At 65.8% G+C, this 23815-nt stretch carries 23 protein-coding genes; 8 read left to right on the top strand and 15 right to left on the bottom strand.

Annotation, left to right across the window (positions count from 1 at the left end):
• Positions 1-170 precede the first annotated feature (170 nt).
• From ACYVNQ_RS21575 to ACYVNQ_RS21595, 5 genes are all read left to right on the top strand, one after another.
• On the top strand, positions 171-1601 hold the full coding sequence (locus tag ACYVNQ_RS21575; protein WP_460904617.1) for an MFS transporter: 1431 nt from the start codon (positions 171-173) through the stop codon (positions 1599-1601).
• On the top strand, positions 1598-2953 hold the full coding sequence (locus tag ACYVNQ_RS21580) for an MmgE/PrpD family protein (RefSeq protein WP_460904618.1): 1356 nt from the start codon (positions 1598-1600) through the stop codon (positions 2951-2953). Before ACYVNQ_RS21575 ends, ACYVNQ_RS21580 begins: the two co-directional genes overlap by 4 nt.
• On the top strand, positions 2946-3680 hold the full coding sequence (locus ACYVNQ_RS21585) for an MmgE/PrpD family protein (RefSeq protein WP_460904619.1): 735 nt from the start codon (positions 2946-2948) through the stop codon (positions 3678-3680). Before ACYVNQ_RS21580 ends, ACYVNQ_RS21585 begins: the two co-directional genes overlap by 8 nt.
• A gap of 195 nt (positions 3681-3875) precedes the next feature.
• Positions 3876-4322 carry a cupin domain-containing protein gene (locus tag ACYVNQ_RS21590; protein WP_460904620.1) on the top strand — a complete coding sequence of 149 codons (447 nt, stop codon included), beginning with the start codon at positions 3876-3878 and terminating at the stop codon, positions 4320-4322.
• 79 nt (positions 4323-4401) lie between these two features.
• On the top strand, positions 4402-5487 hold the full coding sequence (locus ACYVNQ_RS21595) for a sulfate ABC transporter substrate-binding protein (RefSeq protein WP_460904621.1): 1086 nt from the start codon (positions 4402-4404) through the stop codon (positions 5485-5487).
• Positions 5488-5636: 149 nt separating this feature from the next.
• Here the strand turns inward: ACYVNQ_RS21595 and ACYVNQ_RS21600 are convergent, their stop codons facing one another.
• The 4 genes from ACYVNQ_RS21600 to ACYVNQ_RS21615 all read right to left on the bottom strand — a co-directional run bounded on the left by ACYVNQ_RS21600 (position 5637) and on the right by ACYVNQ_RS21615 (position 8680).
• Positions 5637-6383, bottom strand: coding sequence for an amino acid ABC transporter ATP-binding protein (locus tag ACYVNQ_RS21600; protein ID WP_460904980.1), 747 nt, complete (start codon positions 6381-6383; stop codon positions 5637-5639).
• An 89-nt stretch (positions 6384-6472) separates the two neighbouring features.
• The gene (locus tag ACYVNQ_RS21605; protein WP_460904622.1) at positions 6473-7132 is read right to left on the bottom strand and encodes an amino acid ABC transporter permease; all 660 of its coding nucleotides are present in this window, start codon (positions 7130-7132) and stop codon (positions 6473-6475) included.
• Positions 7129-7773 carry an amino acid ABC transporter permease gene (locus tag ACYVNQ_RS21610; protein ID WP_460904623.1) on the bottom strand — a complete coding sequence of 215 codons (645 nt, stop codon included), beginning with the start codon at positions 7771-7773 and terminating at the stop codon, positions 7129-7131. Before ACYVNQ_RS21610 ends, ACYVNQ_RS21605 begins: the two co-directional genes overlap by 4 nt.
• A 22-nt stretch (positions 7774-7795) precedes the next feature.
• Positions 7796-8680 (bottom strand): transporter substrate-binding domain-containing protein, encoded by an 885-nt coding sequence (locus ACYVNQ_RS21615; RefSeq protein ID WP_460904625.1) that lies wholly within the window; start codon positions 8678-8680, stop codon positions 7796-7798.
• 414 nt (positions 8681-9094) lie between these two features.
• Here ACYVNQ_RS21615 and ACYVNQ_RS21620 point away from each other — a divergent pair, with 414 nt between their 5' ends.
• Both ACYVNQ_RS21620 and ACYVNQ_RS21625 read left to right on the top strand, forming a co-directional pair.
• On the top strand, positions 9095-9775 hold the full coding sequence (locus tag ACYVNQ_RS21620) for a DUF1989 domain-containing protein (protein ID WP_460904626.1): 681 nt from the start codon (positions 9095-9097) through the stop codon (positions 9773-9775).
• Entirely contained in the window at positions 9772-10407 is a 636-nt protein-coding gene (locus ACYVNQ_RS21625) for a MarR family winged helix-turn-helix transcriptional regulator (RefSeq protein WP_460904628.1), read from the top strand. The genes ACYVNQ_RS21620 and ACYVNQ_RS21625 overlap by 4 nt, the downstream gene beginning before the upstream one ends.
• On the opposite strand, the gene ACYVNQ_RS21630 is transcribed toward ACYVNQ_RS21625, so the two are convergent.
• The 8 genes from ACYVNQ_RS21630 to ACYVNQ_RS21665 all read right to left on the bottom strand — a co-directional run bounded on the left by ACYVNQ_RS21630 (position 10393) and on the right by ACYVNQ_RS21665 (position 19750).
• Positions 10393-11652, bottom strand: coding sequence for an amidase (locus ACYVNQ_RS21630; RefSeq protein WP_460904981.1), 1260 nt, complete (start codon positions 11650-11652; stop codon positions 10393-10395). The genes ACYVNQ_RS21625 and ACYVNQ_RS21630 overlap by 15 nt on opposite strands.
• Before the next feature lie 65 nt (positions 11653-11717).
• Positions 11718-12095 (bottom strand): oxalurate catabolism protein HpxZ, encoded by a 378-nt coding sequence (hpxZ, locus tag ACYVNQ_RS21635; RefSeq protein ID WP_460904629.1) that lies wholly within the window; start codon positions 12093-12095, stop codon positions 11718-11720.
• 78 nt (positions 12096-12173) lie between these two features.
• Positions 12174-13526, bottom strand: a complete 1353-nt coding sequence (locus ACYVNQ_RS21640) for an oxamate carbamoyltransferase subunit AllG family protein (protein ID WP_460904631.1) — start codon at positions 13524-13526, stop codon at positions 12174-12176.
• Complete coding sequence (locus ACYVNQ_RS21645; RefSeq protein WP_460904632.1) at positions 13523-14650, bottom strand: SRPBCC family protein; 1128 nt, start codon at positions 14648-14650, stop codon at positions 13523-13525. Before ACYVNQ_RS21645 ends, ACYVNQ_RS21640 begins: the two co-directional genes overlap by 4 nt.
• Positions 14651-14689: 39 nt before the next feature.
• Complete coding sequence (locus tag ACYVNQ_RS21650; RefSeq protein ID WP_460904633.1) at positions 14690-15217, bottom strand: (2Fe-2S)-binding protein; 528 nt, start codon at positions 15215-15217, stop codon at positions 14690-14692.
• Positions 15214-16044, bottom strand: a complete 831-nt coding sequence (locus ACYVNQ_RS21655; RefSeq protein ID WP_460904635.1) for an FAD binding domain-containing protein — start codon at positions 16042-16044, stop codon at positions 15214-15216. Before ACYVNQ_RS21655 ends, ACYVNQ_RS21650 begins: the two co-directional genes overlap by 4 nt.
• Positions 16041-18461, bottom strand: coding sequence for a xanthine dehydrogenase family protein molybdopterin-binding subunit (locus ACYVNQ_RS21660; protein ID WP_460904636.1), 2421 nt, complete (start codon positions 18459-18461; stop codon positions 16041-16043). Before ACYVNQ_RS21660 ends, ACYVNQ_RS21655 begins: the two co-directional genes overlap by 4 nt.
• A 26-nt stretch (positions 18462-18487) precedes the next feature.
• Complete coding sequence (locus tag ACYVNQ_RS21665; RefSeq protein ID WP_460904637.1) at positions 18488-19750, bottom strand: amidohydrolase/deacetylase family metallohydrolase; 1263 nt, start codon at positions 19748-19750, stop codon at positions 18488-18490.
• A 350-nt stretch (positions 19751-20100) separates the two neighbouring features.
• Here ACYVNQ_RS21665 and ACYVNQ_RS21670 point away from each other — a divergent pair, with 350 nt between their 5' ends.
• Complete coding sequence (locus ACYVNQ_RS21670; protein ID WP_460904639.1) at positions 20101-20628, top strand: MarR family winged helix-turn-helix transcriptional regulator; 528 nt, start codon at positions 20101-20103, stop codon at positions 20626-20628.
• A gap of 80 nt (positions 20629-20708) precedes the next feature.
• Here ACYVNQ_RS21670 and ACYVNQ_RS21675 read toward each other — a convergent pair whose 3' ends face one another.
• The 3 genes from ACYVNQ_RS21675 to ACYVNQ_RS21685 form a co-directional block, all read right to left on the bottom strand.
• Complete coding sequence (locus ACYVNQ_RS21675; protein ID WP_460904640.1) at positions 20709-21458, bottom strand: helix-turn-helix domain-containing protein; 750 nt, start codon at positions 21456-21458, stop codon at positions 20709-20711.
• A gap of 66 nt (positions 21459-21524) precedes the next feature.
• Positions 21525-22223, bottom strand: coding sequence for a DUF1989 domain-containing protein (locus ACYVNQ_RS21680; RefSeq protein ID WP_460904641.1), 699 nt, complete (start codon positions 22221-22223; stop codon positions 21525-21527).
• A 58-nt stretch (positions 22224-22281) separates the two neighbouring features.
• Complete coding sequence (locus ACYVNQ_RS21685; RefSeq protein WP_460904643.1) at positions 22282-23550, bottom strand: M20 family metallo-hydrolase; 1269 nt, start codon at positions 23548-23550, stop codon at positions 22282-22284.
• Between the last annotated feature and the right edge of the window lie 265 nt (positions 23551-23815).

The raw sequence follows: 23815 nt of genomic DNA on the forward strand, positions 1-23815 counted from the left end.
TCTAGCAAAACAGCATGGCCAGCCCTGACGCACTGGTATGACAAGTCACCAAAGTGTGCACACTTGGCCATTTTCTGCTTGAGTCTACTGCAATTTGGTCGCTATACTGCCTCAAAGTGTCGACACTAAAGAAATTTGAGTACCGCATTGCCGGGGAAACAGGAGACGATATGTATATGGAAAAGGAGCTCGCTACGCAGGCGTTAGCGCAAGCGAGCGTCTCGGCGCGGCTCGACCGCCTGCCGCCCACCCGTTATTTCCGCGGGCTGGTCGCGCGCATCGCGGTTGGCGGCTGGTTCGAGTTTTATGAGCTGTTCATGGCGGCGTATGTGTCGTTGGGTTTGATTCACAGCGGGCTGTACCGCACCACCACAGCGGGCCTGTTCGACATCAACGGTTTCGCGAGCTTTCTCGGCTCGTTCTTTGCCGGCATGTTCGTCGGCACGGTAGCGCTCGGCGGCATCACGGACCGCTACGGGCGGCGCGCGGTATTTACCGGCGCGATGGTGATCTACTCGATCGCGACCTTCGTGGCCGCGTTCCAGCATTCGCCGGAAGCACTCGACGTGTGGCGCTTCGTCGCCGGCGCGGGGATCGGCGTGCAGCTTTTGACTGTCGACACTTACATTTCCGAGCTGACGCCGTTTCGCACGCGCGGCAAGTACATGGCGTTCAGCATCCTGGTGATCCTCACGTCGGTGCCGGTGGTCGCGGTGCTCGCGTACATGCTGGTGCCGCAAGTGGTGTTCGGGCTCGAAGGCTGGCGCTGGGTGATGATCATCGGTTCGGCCGGCGCGATCGCGATCTGGTTCGTACGGCGCGGCCTGCCGGAATCGCCGCGCTGGCTCGAAAGCAAGGGGCGGATTGCCGAAGCGCGCGCGATCGTCGATCAGATCGAGGCACGCGTGGTGGCAGAAACTGGCCGCGAGCTCGAAGCGCCGCTAGTCGATGAGGTGGCTGCGCAGAACGCGCATCACGCGACGGGTGCCGCGCAAGGCTCGTGGTCGGAGATGTGGAAGGGCCGCTATCTGCCGCGCACGATCATGCTGTCGTTCTTCAATTTCTTCCAGACTTTCGGCGTGTATGGCTTTGGCTCGTGGGTGCCGGTGCTGCTGTTTTCGAAGGGCATCACGGTCACGCATTCGCTGCTTTATACGATGGTGATCGCATTCGCGACGCCGCTCGGCGCAATCGGCGCGATGACCTTCGCGGAGCGCGTCGAGCGCAAGTGGCAGCTGGTCGGCTGCGCGCTGGTGGTGGCGGGCGCGGGCCTCGTGTTCGGCAGCGCGCGCGAGCCGGCGATGATCCTGTTGTGCGGCAGCGCGGTGACGATCGCCAACAACTGGCTGATCGGCATTTTCCATACATACCAGGCTGAGCTGTACCCGACCCGCATCCGCGCCCGCGCGGTCGGCTTCGTGTTCAGCTGGAGCCGCGTCAGTTCGATTTTCGTAGGGTTCTGGGTGGCGGCGCTGCTCAAGCAGTCGGGCGTGGCCGCCGTATTCGTGCTGATTTCGTCAGCCATGTTAGTGATCGTCGTGATGGTCGGCCTGTTCGGGCCGAAAACCAACGGCGTTCGTCTCGAGGAGTTGTCTCAATGAGTTTTGTCGCCGCCGCATTTGCGCAGGGCCTCCATGCGCTCGCGCAGCGTCCGCTGCCCGCCGAGGTAGAGCGGGAGGCCAGGCGTTCGTTCATCAATGTGGTTGGAACGTCGATCGGGGCGTCACTGCACCCCGGCGTCGACGCGATCCTCGGCACCGCACGCGATCTGGGCGTCGCGGCGCTGGCGCCCGTGCCGGGCCGCACCGAGCGCGTCGATGTGCACTTTTCGGCGCTGGCCACCGGGTTCGCCGGTCACCTCGACGACTTCGACGACACTCACCTCGCCACCGTGATTCACCCGGCGGCGTCGATTCTCGCGGTGCTGACCGCGCTCACGCCCGAGACCAAGCCGAGCGGCGCGAAGGCGCTGATGGCGTTCGCGCTCGGCTGCGAGTCGCAACTGCGCGTCGGCGTGTCGATTTCGCCGGAGCACTATGACCGCGGCTGGCACATCACCGGCACCTGCGGCGTGATCGGCTGCGCCGTGACGGCGGGCCTGCTGCTCGACCTCACCACCGAACAACTGGCCGAAGCCGTGTCGATCGCCGCTTCGATGTTCGTCGGCATGCGCGAAGCGTTCGGCACGATGACCAAGCCGTATCACCCGGGCAAGGCCGCGTCGAACGGCATCGCCGCCGCGCGTCTTGCGCAGCAAGGTCAACGCGCGAAAGAAGACATCTTCGAAGCGCAGGGCGGCTATTCGCATTCGATGTCGACCAAGGTCGATTTCGATCTGATGAACGGCGCGTTCGGCGAGCGTTGGGAACTGCTGTTCAACACGTACAAGCCGTTCCCGTGCGGCATCGTCGCGCACCCGGCAATCGACGGCGGCCTGTCGCTGTCGCAGAAGATCCCCAATGCGGACGACGTCGAAGCGATCACGCTGCGCTGCCATCCGCTGGTGCCGGAACTGATGGGCAACCCGCAGCCGAAGGACGGCCTGCAGGCGCGTTTCTCGGCGATTCACGGGGTCGCAGCCGCGCTGTGCGACAAGGTGGTCGGCCTCGCGCAGTACGAGGACGAACGCGTCGTCAAGGCCGACGTCACGGCCATGCGCGCGAAAACCACGCTCGCGCCGGACGCGACCGTGAACCGCGACGAAGTGTTTATCGAAGCGCGCCTGAAGGATGGCAGCGTTGTCAAACATCACGTCGAACACGCGCGCGGTTCGCTGGCACGCCCGCTGACCGACGAAGAACTGATGGACAAGGTGCGCCTGCTGATCGATCCGCTGCTGGGCGAAGGCGTTGCAGCGCAGCTCGCCACTGTGGTTGACGGCCTGGCCGATGCGCCGAACCTCGATACGCTTTTCGCGCTTTGCGCCCCGAAAAAGGACACTCAACATGCATAATCCCGCCGCCCAATCCGCCGTATCCGATGCGCTCGTGAAGTTCGCGACGAGCTCGCTTCAGGCCGCCGGCGCGCACGCAGCCGACGCCGCGGCGGGTGCGCTCGCCCAGGCGCGCGCGAGCTTCGCCGCCCTCGACGATGCCGGCAAGAAAGTTGCCGCGCTGCTCGCACAACAAGGCAGTGGCCCGCACGACGCACGTGTGCGTGCGTGGGCTCTCGGCGCCGCACTGTCGACGCAGAAGGCAAGCAGCGCCACGCCGGTGCTGGCTGCCGTGATCGCGACGGGCGAGTTGTTGTCGTCGTCGGAAGCAGACATTGCAGCGGCTGCTGCGATCGGTATCGAAGCAGCGGCGCGGATTCTCGCCGCAGTCGATAGCGACGAGTTCCGCACGCGCTGGAACGTGGCATCGTCGCTGGGCGTGCTCGGCGCGGTGCTGGCCGTCGCGCGTCTGTTGAAGCTCGACGAAACGCGTACGCGCCACGCACTGGGTATCGCCGCGACGCAGGCCGCAGGCCTCGCGCACAACGCCGGCGACACGCTTGCTGCAATCGAAACCGGCAAGGCTGCCGCCGACGCGATCGAAGCCGCACTGATGGCCAAGCACGGCTTCACCAGCGCGCCGGCCTCGATCGATGGCCGTCGTGGCTTTGCCGCGCTGATGGCTTACCGGTTCGACGAAGCGTCGATCATCGGTGGCCTCGGCGAGCGCTGGACGTCGCTGGGCTGAGCCCGGTGAGTCGAGCCGCCTCCCGCGCGCGACACGGCGTGGGACGCGGCTCGAGGGTCGTGGCGCATTGCGCGCAGACTCGATAATGGAATGAAGCGGCGGGTTCAGGTGTCCTGGTAAGTGTCTGTTCAAGACAATTTCCGGCGCTTCGAGCCCGCCGTTTTTTTATTCGAGTTTCTCAGGAGCGATCCAACCATGTATACCCTCGCCACCACCCGCCGTCGTCTGTCGCGCCAACTGGCCGCGCTCGCCATCGGCGCGGCATTGAGCGGCGCCGTTTTTGCGCAGCAGCCGCCCGCCGGTATCCACATCGAAACGCTGCTGAAAACCGACAGCTCGTGGGATGGCACGCGCTACGAGTCCTATCCGTCGGGCCAGCCGCAACTGACGGTGCTGAAGATCGAGATTCCCGCGCACTCCGAGTTGCCGTGGCACAAGCATCCGATTCCGAACGCCGGCTACGTGCAATCCGGTGAGATCACCGTCGAAAAACCGAGCGGCGAAAAGATGACCGTCAAGGCGGGCCAGGTGCTGCCCGAAACGGTGGGCAGCGTGCATCGCGGCGTGACCGGCGACAGCCCGGTCACGCTGATCGTGTTCTATGCCGGCGCGCAAGGTCAGCCACTTTCGCAGCATCCGTAAGCCCGTGCCCGCACTTTCGCGATAATAGCGCTCCGGTGCCGCGGTCCGCGCATGACGCGGGCAGCGCGCACCGGCTGCAATGGGACACACCCAACGGGACATTCAACGGAGAACAGAATTGACAACCAACACGATCCGATCGCGCCGGCCGGCGCTGGCCCGCGCACTGTTTGCGACTGCCGCGGCGCTCGCGCTGTGGCAAGCCGCGCCGCAACGCGCGCAGGCTGACACGACGATCCTCAACGTGTCGTATGACGTTGCTCGCGAACTCTACAAGGATATCGATCCGGCCTTTATCGCGGCCTATAAGCAGAAGACCGGCGAGACCGTGACGGTGAACCAGTCGCATGGCGCATCGAGCGCGCAGGCGTTGTCGGTGCTGCAGGGGCTGCCCGCCGACGTGGTGACGATGAACCAGCCGAACGACATCGATCTGCTTGCGCAGCAAGGGCATCTGCTGCCGGAAAACTGGCGCACGCGGCTGCCGAACGACAGCGCGCCGTATACGACCACGATGGTGTTCCTCGTGAAGAAGGGCAACCCGAAACACATCAAGGACTGGGACGACCTGGCGAAGCCTGGCGTGCAGGTGGTCATTCCGAATCCGAAGACGGCCGGCAACGGCCGCTACACGTATCTGGCTGCGTGGGGCTACAAGAAGCAGCACGGCGCAACCGATGCGCAGGCGCTCGACTTCGAGAAGGCGATCTTCGCCAACGTGCCGGTGCTCGATACGGGCGGCCGTGGCGCAACCACTACCTTTACGCAGCGCGGTATCGGCGACGTGCTGGTGACCTTCGAGAACGAAGTGGCGCTGATGGATAGCGGCGTGGGCGGCGGCGACAAATACGAGGCGGTGTATCCGTCGGTGAGTATCGTCGCGGCACCGCCGGTGGCGCTGATCGACAAGGTGGTGGACAAGCGTGGCACGCGCAAGGAATCGCAGGCGTTTCTCGACTTTCTGTATTCGCCGGCCGGGCAGGAGATCTTCGCGAAACACCACCTGCGGCCAACCGATGCAGCGGTGCTCGCGAAGCATTCGGCCGAGTTCAAACCGATCAAGACCTTCACCGTCGAACAGATGTTCGGCAACTGGCAGAACGCGCAGAAGGTGCATTTCGCCGATGGCGGCACGTTCGATCAGATCTACGCGGGGCGCAAGTAACGGCGAGCGCGTACGCGCAGCCGCGCGGGGCAGCAGCGCATCGCACCGCCGGCTGCCTCGACCAGATTTATCTGGGCCGCGAGTAACCGCGAGCGCTGGCTGCGGCAGCAGCCGAAAACACGCCGCAACGCCGCGGCCGGCTGCTGCGCTCAGTTCTTGTTAAAGCGCGACAGAAACTGCTGCGCGCGCGGCGACTTCGGCGCGCTGAAGAACGCTTCAGGCGGCGCGGTCTCCGCCACCACGCCGCCATCCATAAACACGATGCGCGATGCGACCTGGCGCGCAAACTCCATCTCGTGCGTGACGATGATCATCGTCGCGCCTTCGCTGGCGAGCGCCTTCATCACCGCCAGCACTTCGCCGACCAGTTCCGGATCGAGCGCGCTGGTCGGCTCGTCGAACAGCAGCACATCGGGCTTCATCGCCAGCGCGCGGGCAATGCCGACGCGCTGCTTCTGGCCACCCGACAGCCGCGACGGAAACTGGTCGTGCTTGTCGGACAGGCCCACGCGCGCGAGCAGCGCTTCGGCTTCCGCGCGCACTTCGGCGCGGTCGCGCTTCAACACATGCAGCGGCGCTTCCATCACGTTTTCGATCACCGTCAGATGCGGCCACAGCGCGAAATGCTGAAACACCATGCCGATCTTCGCGCGCATCTGCGCGAGATCCGTATCGCTCATCTTGATGCGGGTGTTGTCGCGCACGCCCATCCGCTTGCCGGAGATATGGATGCTGCCCGCGTCGGGCGTCTCGAGCCAGTTGATGCAGCGAAGCAACGTGGATTTGCCGCAGCCGGACGGCCCGAGCAGACAGATGGTTTCGCCGGGCGCGACCTGCAACGACACGTCGCGCAGCACCTGGTTCGTGCCGAACGACTTCGAGATGCCGCTTAGCATCACCACCGGACGCACGCTGTCGTGCGCGGTGGCGGCGGCTTGTGCGGCCGGTGTGGCGGTCTGAGCGGCAGCCCAATCGATAGGGGAGTTCACGAGCGGCGGTCCTCAGCGTATTGGTTCAGCACGCCGGTGCCGGCCTCGATTGCAAGGCACACGCACCAGTAAAGCAGCACTGCCGTGACGAAGGCAGCGAATGGAATGAAATAGGTGGACTGGATGCCGGTCATCTCGTGCGTCAGTTCGTTGACTGCGATCACGGTCAGAAACGCACTGTCCTTGACGATCTGGATGATCTGGTTGCCGATCATCGGCAACGCGCGCAGGAAGATCGGCGGCAGGATGATCCGGCGCAGCAGCGTGAAGCCGGAAAAGCCGAATGCCTTGCCCGACTCGATCAGCGTTTCCGGCAGTTCGTGCCACGCGCCGCGCAGCAGTTCCGCCATATATGCGGTGTTGTACAGGATCAGCGCAATCGCACCGGACCACCAGTTCGACAGGCTGATGCCAAGCGTCGGCAATCCGAAATAGATCAGGTAGACGAACAACAGGAACGGCGCGCAACGCATCGCGTCGACATAGGCGGTGGCGGCGCGTGCGATCGCGCGGCGCTTGCTCATCAACATCGGCGTGAGCAGCGCACCGAGCACCAGCGACGCGATTGCCGAGCCGACCAGCAGGATCACCGTGTTCAGCAGGCCGGCCAGCACGTCGGCGCGTTGGGCCCAGATGATGGCGAAGTCATGGATCATGCGAGCGCTCCATGCCGCATGCGCAACTCGATCATTTTTTGCAGACGCAACAGCGCATAGACGATCACGCTGTACAGCACCAGCGCGAACACGAACGGCGGCAGCGGCTCATACGTATTCGAGCCGACCCGCAGCGCCGCACGCGTGATCTCGACAATGCCGATCACCGCAACCGCTGGGGTCGACTTGATCTGCAGCGTCATTTCGTTGACGAGGCCCGGCAGGCTCGCGCGCCATACCTGCGGCAGCACGATGCGGCGCATCCGCGTGGCACGCGGCATCGCGAACGACAATGCCGCGTCATACTGATCGCGCGGAAACGCAATCAACGCGCCGCGCCACACCTCGCAATTGAACGCGGACGTGCTGACCGTCAGCGCCACGATCGCGGCCGGGATCGGGTCGAGCGACAGCCCGAATTGCGGCAGCGCGAAGAAGATCAGCAGCGTCAGTGTGACGGTCGGGCACGAACGCACGATGCTGACGTACGAATACACGATACGGTCCAGCACCGGCACGCGCGCCCAGCGGATCAGCGCGAGCCCGAGGCCGAGCGGCACGCCGAGCACGATGCTCGCGAGCGACAGCGAGATCGTCGCGAGCGCGCCACGGGTAATGCTCCAGTAGTCGAATGCGGTCATCAGGCGGGCTCGTCTACGAACATCAGTTGATCGACTGCGGCATCGATTCGAAGCTCGCGCCGAACCACTTCTTCTGCATTGCGTACATTTCGCCGCTCTTGCGCAGATCGAACAGTACGGCGTTGATCATCTGCAGTGCAGCGGCATTGCCCTTCTTCACGGCCCACGCGATATACACCGGCTGGCCGATCGCCTGACCGAGCACGAAGGTGTCGGGGCGCGTCTTGATCAGCGAGTTCAGATTGATCTGCGTGTTTGCCACAGCATCCAGGCGGCCGACACCCAGGTCCTGGTACGCTTCCGGATACGACTGGTATTCGACGATCTGCTTGATGCCTTGGCCACCGTGCTTCTTCTTCAGTGCTTCGTCGTAGGCCTTCACGTCGGCCAGCATCGCGCTGCCAGTCTGCACGCCGACCACCTTGCCGAGCAGATCGTCAGCCGACTTGATGCTCGAACCTTTTTTCGTCGCGTAGAAGGTGGTCGATTCGACCAGCGGCGTGGTGAAATCGAAGGTGTTCTTGCGCTCCGGCGTGACTAGCACCGCGGTCACCGCCATGTCGTACTTGCCGGTGGTCACGCCCGGCAGAATGCCCGGCCACGGCATGATCTGCTGGCGCACTTCGATCGGCAGCTTCTTCTTCACCAGCGCGAGCATCTCGTTGTCGTAGCCGGTCGGCGTGCCGTTGTCGACGAACTCGAACGGCTTGAAGTCGTCTTCGGTCGCTACGCTCAGATAGCCGCGCGCCTTGATCTCGTCGGCGCTCGCCGCGTTCGCGGACTTGATGTGACCGATGCCGGTGCCGACCGCGGCCACCGCGGTGAGCAGCATGACGAGCGCGGCGCGCCGGCCGGCCGTGCGCGCGTGAGTCGGGAGGGCGGTGACGCGAGTGAGACGGGACGACATGGCATTACCCCTTTGCGGTTAAAACCGGTGCGTAGCGTATGGCGTGCGTGCCGGTCGATGAGTCGTCGCTGCGAACAGCGATATTTGTATGCACACTTACGAGTTTCGGTTTTGACAATGCAAGGGGCATGCCAACGAAGCGCATGACAAGATGCGCTTCGTGCGACGGTGGGTCGCGCCGCACTGCATCGCGGCTGCACCGGCGCGGCGCACCAAAGCGTCACGCCAATGCACGCTGCACAGCGTGTTTTGCACTGGTTTGGATCGTTTGGACGCAGTGCGCGTGCACGCACGGCAGCGGCGCTTCGGCAACCTCTGAAACGTTCGGACAGCGTGATGAATCAGTGTCACGCGGCGGATTTCTTCCTGATACGATGTGTACTAACGATATCGCGAATACAAGGAGATCCGACGATGAGCGAGCCATACGCGCAAGGCACGGTTGCCGCGCCGTCTTATACCGAAACGATTGCGCCGGGCGGCCGCTGGTCGCGCCGTCTCGAACCTGGCGAGCGGCTTAAGATCGTCGATCTCGAAGGGCAGCAGGCAGTCGATTTCCTGTGCTATTCGGCCGAGCTGCCGCTCGACCGGCTCAACGTGCCGAACACCGTCAAGCTGAACCGCTCGCTGTATGTGACCAAAGGCAAGACGCTATGGTCCGATCGCGCGCGCAAGATGTTCACGGTGCTCGAAGACACCTGCGGCCTGCACGATACGCTGGCCGGCTGCTGTAGCAACGAGATGGACCATCTGCGTTATGGCGTCGTCAAGACGCTGTCCTGCCGCAGCAACTTCGTGGCGGAGCTGGCGAAGTGGTCGCTGTCGCCTTCGGAGATCGTGTCGAACATCAACTTCTTCATGCGCGTGACCTTTGATGCCGATGGCCAGGTCGAGATCGCGCCGAGTACGTCGAAGGCGGGCGATTACGTGCTGCTGCAAGCTGAAATGCCGGTGCTTGCGGTGTTGTCGAATTGCCCGCAGCAGAACAACCCGTCGTCCGGTTTCCGGCCAACGCCGATTGAAGTGACGGTGTGGCCCGCGCCTGCGGTTGCGCCCGCTACCGCATCCGCAGCTGTCGGTGTATCCGCACCATGACCACGGCCCGCGTGGCGCGCAAGCGCAGCGGCAACGCAGCTGTATCGGCTGCGTCCAATGCTTCCAACGCGTCCGCTGCATCGGATGAGGCCGCCGCCGCAGACGTCGCCGACGACGATTCCTCCGAGTGGCGGCACATCGCGCTCGAAGCGCGGCCCGGCTTTCTGATTCGCCGGCTGCATCAGATTCACGTGGCGCTGTTTATCGAGGAGTGCGCGCCGGAGGGCATCACGCCGGTGCAATACAGCATTCTGACCGCGCTGGACCAGTTAGGGCCGTCCGAGCAGATCGTGCTGTCGCGCGCGGTCGGGCTCGATCGCGCGAATACCGCCGATGTGATCGGGCGGCTCGCCGAGCGGCGCTTTATCCAGCGGCGCGGCTCGCGTACCGACAAGCGCAAGAAGCTCGCCGAGCTGACCGACGTCGGGCGCGCACTGCTGACGCGGCTCGAAGTGGGCGTCGAGCGCGCACACGAGCGCACGCTGGCCGCGCTGCCGGCGAAAGACCGCAAGCAGTTCATGACGTACCTGCTGAAGCTCGTCGAGACCAACAACGAATTGAGCCGCACGCCGATCCTGCCGGGCCGTCGGCACGGCGCGCGAGCAAAACAGGCAGATTCAGACGGCGGCTGACGCGAGTGCGTCGTGTACCGCGCGTGCGACCGCAAGCACGTTTTCGTCGTCGCCGCGCGCGCCGACCACCGACATGCCGAGCGGTGCGCCGTCGAACGTCAGCCACGGCAGGTTGACTTGCGGCAAGCCCGCGAGCCCTGCAATGCACAGCATCTGTTGCGAACGGGCGCGCACGTCGTCGACTTCGTCGCGCGACGCGTCGATACGCGGCGCGATCCACGGCAGCGTGGGCATCACGAGATAGGTGGGCGCGTCGTCGAAAATGCCCGCGAGACGCCGGATCGCATCGCTGCGCGTGCGTTGTTCGTCGTGCACCTGCGCCGCGCCGATAGTGACGGCGGCATTCATGCGTGCGCCTACGTCCGCGCCGAAGCTGTCCAGATGCTCGAGCGCCCAGGCGCCATGCTGCTGTGCGATTTCGGCGGCCTGCAGTACACGGAAGCTTTGGGCCCACTTGTGCGGCGCGAGACTACCCGACGCGAGCAGATTGGTCGTGAAGCGGTCCGACAGCGCGGCGACCGCAGCCGCGAACGCGCCGCGCACGTGGCCTTGCAACAGCGGCACGATGTCGTCGGGTATGCACAGCGTGACGCGCTCCGGCAGCGGCGCCACTTCGCTATGCGCGAGCAAGGCGAATACTTCGGCGAGCAGCGCGCCGTCGCGCGTGAACCAGCCGACCGTGTCGAAGCTGTGCGCGAGCGTGAAGCAGCCGTTGGCGGCGATGCGGCCATGAGTAGGCCGGATGCCCCAGATGCCGCAGTAGCTCGCCGGCAGCCGGATCGAGCCGCCGCAGTCGGTGCCCAGGCCGATGTCCGCATGGCCGGCCGCGACCGCCACCACCGAGCCTGACGACGAGCCGCCAGGCAGCCGTTGCGGATCCGCCGGGTTGCGCGGTGTGCCGTAGTGCGCGTTGATGCCGGCGAGGCTGTAGGTCAGTTCGTCGGTGACGGTCTTGCCGGTCCATTGCGCGCCCGCTTCGAGCAGCACGCGTACGGGTGGTGCGGTGTGCGCGGCGAGCGGCTGCTGCGCGGCCCACAGCGGATTACCGCTGCCCGTGCGCAGACCTTCGACGTCGAATACATCCTTGACGGCGAGCGTGCGGCCAGCGAGGGGGGCGTTGCTGGATGAGGCGCGCTGCGCGGCGAGTTTTTCCGCGAGTTTTTCCGCATATGCGGCGGGCAACGCACCAAAACCATCGCGCACGTAAGCGCCGTCCAACCCCGGTTGCAACAGCGGGTTCTGCACGCTGCGGTCGGTCGAGTCGGTCGGGTTGGTCGGGTTGGTGGAGTGGGTCGATTCAGTCGAGGTGTTCATGTGTCCATCCAGCTCACGTGAGCGGCGACCACGCGCCAGTCGCCGTCGATTTTTGCCCAGCTCTGCGATTGCCGGCCGATGCGAGGTTCGCCGTCACGCGTGAAGGTGATATTGGCGACCGCATGGTCGTAACCGAAGGTCGTGATCGAGCGGTCCACCACGGTGCGCATCAAGCCCTTGCCGGGCCGCTGCGCGCGGAACGCGCGAATCGCATCGTAGCCTTGCAGGTTCTCGGTGGCGCCGTAGCGCAGCGTGTGCGGGCTGTTCCAGAACAGCGTGTCGAGCATCGCGACGTCGTTGCTCGTCAGCGCTTTCTCGTAAGCGTCGAAGGCAGCGGATACGGCGGCGAAGGTGGCGGGGTCGTTGATCAGCATCGGGTACGGTAAGAACGGAACAAAAGAGCGGGCGGTTGCATGGTGCGGTTCACCGCGTGTTGCGTGTGCCGCGCATGCTCAGCGCGCGTTCAGGATATTCAGCGCGGCGGCGAACAGTTCGACCGGAGCCGCATAGACGCCGCGGCCAAGTAGCCCGGTGCGTCCGTCGGCGCCGATCATCGCGATTGCGGCTAGCGGTTCGATATTGTGCTGCGTGATCGCGGCCGCGTCGAGCGCGCAGCGCAATGTGGCGAAGCCGGGGTGGCGGCCGGCGAGCAGTGCGGGCTGCGTGTCGCGCCACCGTGGCGGCAACCACGCGGCGAGTGCGCTGGCCGGTTCGGGGGCCAGCGCGAACGCCTGCGCGCCGAAGCCCGCGGCATCGATTACGCCGCTATCGCCGGTGAGCGGCGCCACCGCATGCTGTGCCGTGGGGTCGAGACGCGGGCCGGCGGGCGCGGCGGTTGGACGGGTGGTCCACACCGAAGGGTTGCCTGCCAGGCGGATACCGACTTCGCGGCCATTGCCGGCCAGCGCGATGACGAGTGTCGATGCGGGATGTGATGTGCGATCGGCAGGATGGGGCGGTTCGGTCGCGGCGGCGGGGTTGGATACAGCGGCGGGTTTGGTCTGAGCGGTCGATTGGGTCGCCGCAGTGCGTTTGGGTGCCGCAGTGGATCCGGTCTGGGCAGTCCGTTTCGGCACCGCGTCGGGTTCAGGCACTGCGACGGATTCTGCGGCAGCACCCATCATCAGATGGCATGCGGCCATCCACAGCGTGAGGAAAAACAGCGGCGTATCCGCAAGCATCGCGGCAACCGACGGCTCGCGCAGACGCGGCGCGATGTGCGCGAGCAAGGCCGCGGTGGCGGCGCTGGTGCGCGCATGCAGATCGTCGCCACCGGCAACGCCAGCAGCGGCGAGTGCGAGCAGATCGAGCGGACCCGCTTCGAGCACGGTGGCCAGTTCGCGCGCGAGCACCGTGTCGCGCCACTCGAGCCGCGCAAGCACTGCGGGGTTACGACTGCCGAAACGGATCTGCGGGCCGGCGCCGCTGCCGAGCAGCGACCAAGCGCGGCGCGCCGATGCGACCGGGTCTGCCACCTCGACTAGCATCGCGGAAGGCGACACAACCGCAGCGAGCGGCGTGACGACGCCGTACGATTGCGCGCTGACGAGGCGCACCCAGCCATTGGCGATCAACCGTTCGGCTTCGGCCTCGGTCGCGGCCCACTTTTCGTACAGGCAGGACAGCACCGCCGACGACAACACCGGCGCGGCCGGATCGCGCGGATCCTCATAAGGCGGGCCGGCGTGCAGCAGCGTGTAGTCGGGCAGGTTGAGTGCGTCGCGCGCGCGCACCACGCGCTGCCAATGCGGACGCACGGCGTACAGGCGCTCCAGCGCCGCGTGGTTTGCAGCGGCCGCGCTCATCGGGAACTCGCGCCGAAACCCAGCCAGCCGCGCACCCGCGCCCACAGCATTTTCCAGAACAGGTTGCCGAGATCGAGCGGGGCGTTCTGCGGCATCGGTGCGGGAGAAGACGTTTGCGGCGCGCGTGTTGCGCCATGCGCGGCGTTTGCAGCGGGCGCCGACTTTGGCGTCGTCCCAGCCGCGGACGCGGGTGCGGTCTGGGCCGCGGCGATGCTTTGCATGATCTGCTGGCGCGTCGGTTCGATCGCCGCCGATTGCGCGGCGGCGCCTGAAGGAACCGCAGGCGCCGGTTGCTGCACAGAGGTGAGGGGTTCCGCTGCATCGTCGGCGGGCAACGATCGATCGTTTGCCACCGGCTCGCCACGCGTGCTGGCCGAATGTTCTGCTACTGCAACGGGCAACACGCTTGCAGCGTCCGCTTGCATTGCGGTGCTCGTCCGCGGTGTATCTGAAACCGGCGTAGCCGACGCGTCGGACGACATGCCAATGGTTGCGTGCCCAACGCCGCCGGGGGCCGCTGCGGGCTGTGCGAGCACGCTATCGGTTTGTACGTCGCCAACGGCAGGCGGTGCACTCTGCGCTGCGGCAGTCGATACCGGCTGCGTATGAGCGGGCGCAGCGGTGGTGTCCACAGCGACAGCAACGTCGTCGCCGCGAGGCACCGGCGCACCCTGCGCAGCGTCAAGCTTCACCTTCAGATTCTGCGCAAACGCTTCGGTCATCCGCGTCGCGAGTTCCTTGACGATGCCGCCGCGCGAAAACTGCGCAAGCGTGCCGGCGATTGTGTAATCGACCGTCACGTCGACGCGCGTTTCGCGCGGCGCGACCGCGTGCAGCGCGAATGCCGCGACGCCTTTCACGCGCGACGAGCTCTTGCGGTCCACGCCGCCGCCACTAACGCTGCCGCACTTCGCGGCTTCGTCGAGCGTCATCTCGCCGTCGCCGGCGAAGTTCGCGACGATCGGGCCGAGCTTGACGGTCATCATCAGCTTGAGTTGGCCGTTATCGGGCGGCGCCGCGAGCGAAGCCCCAGGCAGGCACGCGACGATGCCAGGCGTGTCGTGAAACGACGCCCACACGTCGTCGAGCGGATAGGCGACGCTAAAGCTTTGTTCGATTTCCATTGAGTCTCGCGGGCGAAGGAGCGTTAGAAGCAGAAGGTTTCAGGCGGCTGCGGTGGCCGACGCAACGGCGAGCGCTTGCGCTGCCGCCGCGCGCCGCGCATCGAGCACGCGGCGGATTGCGCGCACGATGCCGACATAGCCGGTACAGCGGCACAGATTGCCGGACAACTCGACGCGTACACGCGCATCGTCGGCGTCGGGCAGCCGCGTGACGATGTCGCGCGCGGTGACCAGCATGCCCGGCGTGCAATAGCCGCATTGCAACGCGTGCTCGGCGCTGAACGCGGTGCGTAGCTCGTTCATCAGCGTGTCTTCGTCGAAGCCTTCGATGGTGCGTACCTGGGCACCTGCGCAGGCGATGGCCGGCGTGATGCACGAACGGGCCGGCGCGCCGTCGACCATCACCGTGCATGCGCCGCACACGCCCTGTTCGCAGCCGATATTGGTACCGGTCAGCATTTGCGTTTCGCGCAGGAAGTCGGCCAGATGCGTGCGCGGTTCGACAAACGCAGCGACGGGCGCGGCATTCACAGTCAATTGCAGCGGTTTTTTCAGCGTATCGCTCATTGCGGGTTCCTGCCATGCGTGCGGAGCGTCGCGATCGCGCGTTCAAGCGCGACGCGATGCACCTGATATTCGTAGCTGCCGGTTTCGAGGCCGGCGTCGAGCAGATGCGGTTCCAGTGCAGCCGCGGACGCATCGGCCACCAGTGCGCGCGCATCGGCGATCAGATGCGGTGCGCCGTCGAGCGCGCCGATCAGCGCGCGGCACACGCCGGCTGCGGCATCGTCTATCACAAGCGCAATCGCCTCGGCGAATTCGCCCGGCTTGCGGTTGAACTTGTAGTAGCTCCAGCGCGCGGTCGCGCTCAGCTTGCGGATGCGTACACCGGTCAGCATGTCTTCCGGTTCGAGCGCGGTGGTGAATGCGCCGATCATCCAGTCCGCGCTTGTCACGGTGCGCGCGCCTTGCGGGCCGGCGATCAGGAACTCGGCGTCGAGGCCGCTCATCACGTTGATCCAGTCGGCCGCCGGGTCCGCATGCGCGAGACTGCCGCCGAGCGTGCCGCGATTGCGCACCGCGCGATACGCGATGCCGCGCGCGACGTAGGCCATCAAGCCTTGCGTGTAATCGTCGACCGCGCGGTCTTCGATCTGCGCGTGCGTGATACCCGCGCCGAGTACGCCGTGTGTGCCTTCGTCGCGGCACTCGCGCAGCGCGGCGATGCCGCGCACGTCGACCAGCAGTTCCGGTTGCGCGAAACGCAGATTCATCATCGGCCCGAGCGACTGGCTGCCGGCCACGTACTTGCCGATGCCGCCGCTCGCGGCGACGAGGCGTACCGCTTCGTCGCTGTGCTGCGGCTTTTCATAATCGAACATGGCGGCTTTCATGCGGGCACTCCTTGCGTGGCGGGTTGGCGCGCGCCCGCTTGCGCGAGCGCTTCGAGCACCACGCGCGGCGAGATCGGCAGGCACGTCACTTCGGCGCCGAGCGCACGCAGCGCGTCGTTGACCGCGTTGGCGATGGCCGCGGTCGAACCGATCGCGCCGGATTCGCCAATGCCTTTCTGACCGAACTCGGTGTACGGTGCGGGCGTTTCCATATGCTCGATGCGGATCGGCGGCACTTCGGTCGCGCCGGGCAGCAGATAGTCGGCAAGCGTCGACGCGAGCGGCTGGCCGTCTTCGCTGTACGGCATCGCTTCGTACAGCGCGGTGCCGATGCCTTGCGCAGCGCCGCCGTACACCTGACCGTCGACCACCATCGGGTTGATCAGCACGCCGCCGTCTTCGACGATCACATAGTCGAGAATCTCGGTCTGGCCGAGTGCGGTATCGAGTGCGATCACCACGGCGTGGCACGCGTAACTGAAGGTGCCGGTGTCGCGTTTGGCCTGGTACGTGGTGGCGACTTCGAGACCGCGCGGGTCGACATCCGGCGGCAGCAGTTGCGGTTTCAGGTACCACGTGTGCGCGATCTGTTCGAGCGGGCAGGTGCCGTTTGCGCCGACCACCGCACCCGGTTCCCAGCGCACCTGATCGACGGGTTCCTTCAGCAGCCATGCGCCGATCTTCAGCATGCGCTCCTTCAGTTCCTTTGCGGCCTGGCCGACGGCGCCGCCGGCCATCACGATCGAGCGCGAGCCCCACGTGCCGGTGGAATAGGGCGTAACACCCGTATCGCCGAGGACGATACGCACGCGGTCGGTGTCGATGCCCAACACGTCGTGCGCGATCTGCGCGAGCGTGGTCTCCATGCTCTGGCCGTGCGAATGCACACCGGCGCGCACTTCGAGCACACCGTCCGGTGTCAGACGCAGCACCGCGGGCTCGCGGCCCGGCACCATCGGAATGCCCCAGCCGTGATACACGGAGGTGCCGTGTGCGCCTTGCTCGCAGAACACCGCGAGGCCGAAGCCGATGCGCCGTCCGTCCGGTTCGCCACGCTGTTGCCGTGCACGCACCGCAGGCAGATCGATCGCGGCGACCGCGCGGCGCACCGCTTCCGGATAGTTGCCGCTGTCGAAGTGCTTGTTGGTGATGTTGTCGAACGGCATTTCGTGCGGCTCGACCAGATTGCGCAAGCGGACTTCGTGCGGTTCGAGCCCGGCTTGCACGGCGATCGCGTCCATCATCGTTTCGATCGCGTAGCACACGCCGGTCCGCGCGACGCCACGGTACGGCAGGATCGGCGGCTTGTTGGTCGCGACCGACCACGTCCGGCAGCGGTAGCGGTCCATTTTGTACGGGCCCGGCAGAATGCTGCCGACCTGCGCCGCTTCGAGACACGCGGAAAACGGATACGACGAATACGCGCCCGAATCGACGGTGGCTTCGCAGTCGATCGCGATCAGGCGGCCGTCGCGGTCTGCGTAGGCGGTGATGTCGTAGTCGTGCTCGCGGCAGTTCGCGTTGGCAGTGAGCTGCTCGCGGCGGTCTTCGATCCAGCGGATGGGGCGCTCCAGCTGCATCGCCAGCCAGCTACAGCACACTTCTTCGGGTAGCAGAATGCCCTTGTAGCCGAAGCCGCCGCCGACGTCCGGTGCGATCACGCGCACCTGGCCTTCATCGAGGCCGAGGCATTGGGCAAGACCCGTGCGCGTGATGTGCGGCATCTGCGCGGAAGTGTGCACGATCAGCTGCGCGAGCCGCCGGTCCCAGTGCACCACCACGCCGCGGCCTTCCATCGGCGCCATGCTCTGGCGGGCCGTGCGCAGCTTGCGCTGCACGCGGATCGGCGCATGCTGGCGGATCTCGTCGAGATCGAGTTCGTTGTAGGCATCGACGAAGGTTTCCAGAAAGACGTTGTCGCCCCAGTGCTCATGCACCAGCGCGCTGCCTTCACGGCGCGCATCGAGCATGTCGACCACGGCCGGCAGTTCCTCGAAGTCGACGAACACCTGCGCGGCGATATCTTCGGCCTGCGCGCGCGTGTCGGCCACGCACATCGCGATCATCTCGCCGACCTGGCGCACCTTGCCGTGCGCGAGCACCGGCTGCTCGGAATTCTTGAAGCCCGGCAAGCCGGAGTTCGCGACGATCGGCGCAACGCCTTCGAGGTCCGTAAGCGTATAAACCGCGTGCTCGAGACCCGCCGGTTTTTCGATGCCGACGATGTGCCCATGCGCAATCGGGCTGCGCACGAACGCGACGTCGAGCATGCCGACCATGCGGATATTGCCGACGTATTCGCCGCGCCCGTGCATGAAGCGCGCGTCTTCCTTGCGCGTGAGCGATGCGCCGATGCCTTGCGGGCGCTGGGGTGAAGGCCGATTCGGCGGTAGTTGTTTCGACGGGCGTTTGATCATGTATCGGGTTCCTTGCTCGGTACCGCTCAGGCGGCGCGCGCGAGCGGCAGGCTCGGCGCATCGGCTTCGTAGCGCACGCCATCGCGCAGGCACAGCAGCGGCGTCAGCATCCGGTCGGTCACGAGCTGGGTGCCTTCGTTGTCTTCGAGTACCCAGCGGCCGCGGCGATCTTCGAGCACGCTGATATCGGCCACGCCGCCTACTTTCAGCGTGCCGAGTTCGCCTTCCATGCCGATCATCTTTGCCGCGTTGGACGTGGTCATCCGCACGACCTGCGCGAGCGGCAGGCCGAGCGCGAGCATGCTGGTCATCGCGCTGACGAGGCTGAACTGCGTGCGGCCGAGGAACGAGTGCTCTTCGTCCGGATGGCTGTCAGGCGTGCCGGCAGGGGCGGGCACGTGCGTGTTGTAGCCGTGCATGTCGGCGCCGAGCGTATCGGGCATCACGCCCGCGTCGAGCACGATGCGCGCGGTCTTGAAGCTGAAATGCGAACCGTGGCCGACATCGATCTTCAGGCCGCGCGCAATCGCTTCCGGCACCAGCGGATGCAGCTTGCCGTTTTCTTCGACGAAGCCGCCCGGATGGCGGCTGAACGGATGCGCGAGGATGTCGCCGGGCTTTAGCGTATCGACCACCTGGTTGAAGATCGAATCCGGATTGACCGGCAGGCCGCCGCTCTCCGGCTTCGGCCACAGCTGACCGAAGTGGATGTACACCGGCAACTGCGCGTCGCGGCCGATCTGCGACGCGATCTTCATCACGGAGAGGCCCCAGCGCGCGAAGCCGCCGATCTCGGCATGCGCTTTCACGCCGCGCACGAGGTCGGCGTTGGCGGCCGCGGATTTCACCGTGGCGGCCGCATCGAGACACTCGGGGCGATACAGGTCGGGGTAGTAGTGGCCTTCGAGGCCGCCGACGATATACGCGGAGATAAACGACAGCACGCGCGTGGCGGCCGGCTCGGCAACGAAATGGCGAAAGCCCGGAATCGTGATGCAGCTCGCACCGCCCTGGTCCACCAGCGTCGTGACGCCGGAGCGTACGCCGCACATATCGGCGTTCAGGCCGAAGCGGCCGGTCACGTACTGGTACACGTGGGCGTGCGTGTCGATCAGGCCGGGCAGCACGAGCCGCCCGCGGCAGTCGATCGTCTCGGCGCCGGGGGCGCTGGCGCCCAGGTCCGGGCCGATGGCGGCGATACGTTGGTCTTCGACGAGAATGTCGAGCGTCGCATCGAGGCCGGCTGCGGGATCGATGACGTGGCCGCCTTTCAGTAGAACCTGGGTCATATGCGGTAACGGGCTCAAGGGCACGAGTGGAAAATGCGTGGTGTACCGCAAATAGTGTGCCGGTCGTGCGTGGGCTGGTGCGCGAGCGCTGGCGATGCGCGGCCGGGGCGCGTCGGCATGAGCTTTGCGCTGGCTTGCGGCGGTCCGCGCCGGCAGCCTGCGGCGTGACCGCCATGCACAGCATCAAGGCGTGCACGGCAGTGCGACGCACCGTATCAAGGCGTTGCGCATGATTATGGTGAATTGCGTGGTGTACCCCGATGTTGGTCCCGGTGCACGCTTCGAATTAGAATGCAGGTCATTGCGGGAGCGGCCTCGCGGCTGCCGCGCGTATCGATGGAATGAACCCGATGTCGACTACGATCAACGACGAAACCGCCACCCGCTCGGTGCGCGAAGAACTCGAGGCGTGCCAGGCGCGCTCGCCGCTGTTCAACCGGCCGGGCTTTCTGATCCGCCGCATGCATCAGATCCACGGTTTTCTGTTCGCCGAGGAAACCGCCGAATTCAGCATCACGCCGGTGCAATACAGCTTGCTGACCGCGCTCGACGCAATGGGCGAACTCGATCAGAACACCCTCGCGCTGGAAGTCGGGCTGGAACGCTCGAGTGTGGCCGAAGTGATGCCGCGGCTGCAGGCGCGCGGTTTGATCGACCGCCGCCAGGCGGAATACGACAAGCGCGTGAAGCTCGTCAAGCTGACGCGCCAAGGCAAGCGGCTGGTGCTGAAGATGGCGCCCGCGGTGCAGCGCGCGCACGACCGCACGATCGAACATCTGCCGCCGGCGGAGCGCGACCTGTTCATGCTGCAGATGATCCGGCTCGTCGAGGCGAATAACGAGGACAGCGTGGTGCCGTTCCGGTTGCCGCAGGAGTGAGTGGGGGGTGGGCGTCGGGCTTGCCGCGGTACGCGGCTGATTGCGCGCGACTGCGGCTGAGGCTGCGTTAGAACCTCGGCTTAGAACGTCGGCGGTGTGTTGACCCACAACACGCGCGCGGCGGTCGTGCCCGGGTTGCGATAACTATGCGGCACGGTGCTCGGGAAATAGAACGTGTCGCCGCTTTTCAACCGGTAGAGCCGGTTGTCGAGCGTCAATTCCAGTTCGCCTTCGATCACATAGCCGAGCTCTTCGCCGGCGTGGCTGATCTGCTCGTCGCTGTTCGCGTTCGGCTCGATCACGTGGATATCGCTTTGCAGAAGCTGGCCGGGCGCCGGCACGATCACGCGCTCGAGCAGAATCGCCGCACGCGGGTCCGCCGACGGAAAACTGGCGGCTGGCCGCTGCTCCGCGCGCTGCACGGGCGACGTGTTGACCGCGGGCCCGGCAACCAGGGCGCCGATGTGCGTATCGAGTGCTTGCGCGATCTTGTGCAGCGTCGCAAGCGAGGGGCTCGCGTGGCCCCGTTCGAGTTTCGACAGCAGGCTTTCCGAGCAGCCGACGGTGTCGGCTAGCGCCTTTAGCGTCAGCTTGCGCACCATGCGCGCGTGTTTGAGGCGCACGCCCAGTGCATCGGCGGGGTTCGTGGACGTGGTGTGCCGCGATGGCGCAGGCGATGCGGACACAGGCGTGGGTGCTGCGCGCGCCGGTGCAGCTGCGCTGCCGTTTGTGGCTGCCTTCGGGCGCGCGCGTGGGGTGCGCGCGGCACGCACCGGTACCGGCGCGGCCGTTGCTGCGGTGGCAAGCGGTGCGGTTTTGTTTTTACTCATGTCTGATTGGCACGTTCCGAAAAAGCTTTATATCGCCACCATCACCACCGTCGCGTTGCTGCACGCTTAGGCCAATACCGTGAACTCGACTTCGAGCGGGTTCAGTGCGTTGATCGGTACGATGTCCTGCGGGCACGCAGACAGCACCACCACGCAATCCATCGTCGCCTTGATGTCGACGTGATCGCCTGCCTTGGAAACCGGCGCGAGCCATTCGATCGAGTAGTCGGGCTTCACCGGAATGTTCATCCACAGGTTGAACGGCTGCGGCACTTCGCGTGCGCGCAAACCGATCGCCTTCAGCGCGAGCCGCATATTGTCCGCGCAGTTGTCGTGATAACCCGTCACGCCGAGCGTCTTGTAGCGGAACAGATCGCACGCCGCGATCAGCGTGTCGTGCACGCCGGGCGAGGTGTCTGCCACCAGTTCCGCGATCGGGCGGCGCTGGTTGGTCATCAGCGGGTCGCCGACCTGCGGAATCAGCTTGTCGATAAACGCGCGCGTGTGCTCGAACGACAGAAATTCGCTCAGGTGCTCCGCATTGAAGATCCACGTATCGCAGACCTGCGTGCCGTGCGGGTTCGCGATGCGAATGGTCTGGCCGGCCTGCAGGCGGACCGCGCGGCCGCAACGCGCCGGCACCGTATAGGTATGGCCCAGTTCGGGCGTGCCGTCGGCCGAGATCGGTTCGTGCAGCGTCGCGTTTTCGCCGTGTGCGGTGCCGTTGTCGTCGTGCGTGTGAGAATGCGCGTGAGGGGTGTTCATCGGTGGTTCCTTGATGGGTCGGAGAGGCGTTGTTAGTCTGGGTCCTGGCCTGGCGAGCTCAGGGCGTTTCGTTGCAAAGCTCGACGAGGCAATGCGCGAGCGCGCGCGTGCCCAGTACGAGATGATCGTCGTCGGTGGCTTCCGCCGGGTTGTGGCTGATGCCGCCGCGGCTCGGCACGAACAACATGGCGGTAGGGCACTGCTTCGCCAGATGCAGCGCGTCGTGGAAGGCGCCGGACACGATCGGCTGCGAGCGCGCTTCGAGTGCGTTGCAGGCCGCGCGGACGTGCGCGACGGCGCGCTCGGCGAATTGCACCGGCGCGTGCGAAAACAGTGCTTCGATCTGCACCGCGGCGCCGTGGCTGGCGATGCATTCGGCAAGCGCCGCATCGAAGCGCGCGAGCACCGCGGGATCGGGATGACGGAAATCGACTGTGAAGATCACGCGCGATGGAATCGTATTGATCGAGTTCGGCGCGATGCTCCAGCTGCCGAACGTGATGCGCGCCGCGTCGCCGCCGAGTTCCAGCGCGAAGGCTTCGATCTGTGCGCGCACGTTGACGGCTAGCGTCATCGCATCGCGGCGTGCGTGCATCGGCGTAGTGCCCGCGTGGGCGGCTGCGCCGTCGCAGCGCACCGAGTGCCAGCGCACACCCTGGATGCCGGTCACCACGCCAAGCGGTGTGGCGGACAGTTCGAGCAGTGGGCCCTGTTCGATATGCAGTTCGATGAAGGCATGCGCAGCGGCGGGGGCGCGCGTCGCGAGCGCGGGGAACGCGCTGCGATGCGCGTCGAGAGCGGCGCCGACGGTGGTGCCGGCGGCATCCGCTACGGCGCGATAGGCCGCCAGCCGCTCTGGTTCGACGAAGCTGCTCGAACCCATCGCGCCGGGCTGGAAGCGCGAGCCTTCCTCGTTGGTCCAGATCACCACTTCGAGCGGCCGGCGCGTAACGATGTCTGCCGCGGCGAGTGCCGCGAGGCATTCGAAGCCGGCCAGCACCCCGTACGCACCGTCGAGGCGGCCGCCGGTCGGCTGGGTGTCGATGTGGCTGCCGGTCAGAACAGGTGGCAGGTCTTCGCGGCCGGCGCGACGGAAGAACAGGTTGGCGCAGGCGTCGGTTTCGACGGTGCAGCCAAGCGCGTGGGCGCGCTCGATCAGGCCGCGCCGCGCTTCGAGATCGAGTGCGGATAGCGTGGGGCGGTCAACACCGCCGTCGCTGCGCGCGCCGATGGTGGCGAGCGCGGCGATGGACTGGAGCAGGCGGGTGGGGTCGACGTGGTGGGCGGCGCTTAGGGCGTCGGTGGTGGGGGCGGGGGTGGCGGTCATCGTGTTTCCATGCGGCGCGAAGGAAAGGGTTGGATCGACAGGTGATGGTTTGCTCGACGTAACTCGCACGTGTCTCGAATGGGGCGCGAATTAAGCATAGTGAACGCAGTTCAAGCGACTTGAATCATTTTCTTCAAGCATGATGCGTGCCGGTCTGCGAGTGTTTCTGCGGGGCGTGGTCTGGTCTGGCGGCCGCAAGCCTTGGGCACGAGCGATGCACTGTAAGGGCGTATTCGTTTGCCTGATCGTGCACCGCGAGCGTGAG

This window comes from Paraburkholderia jirisanensis (assembly GCF_054782355.1).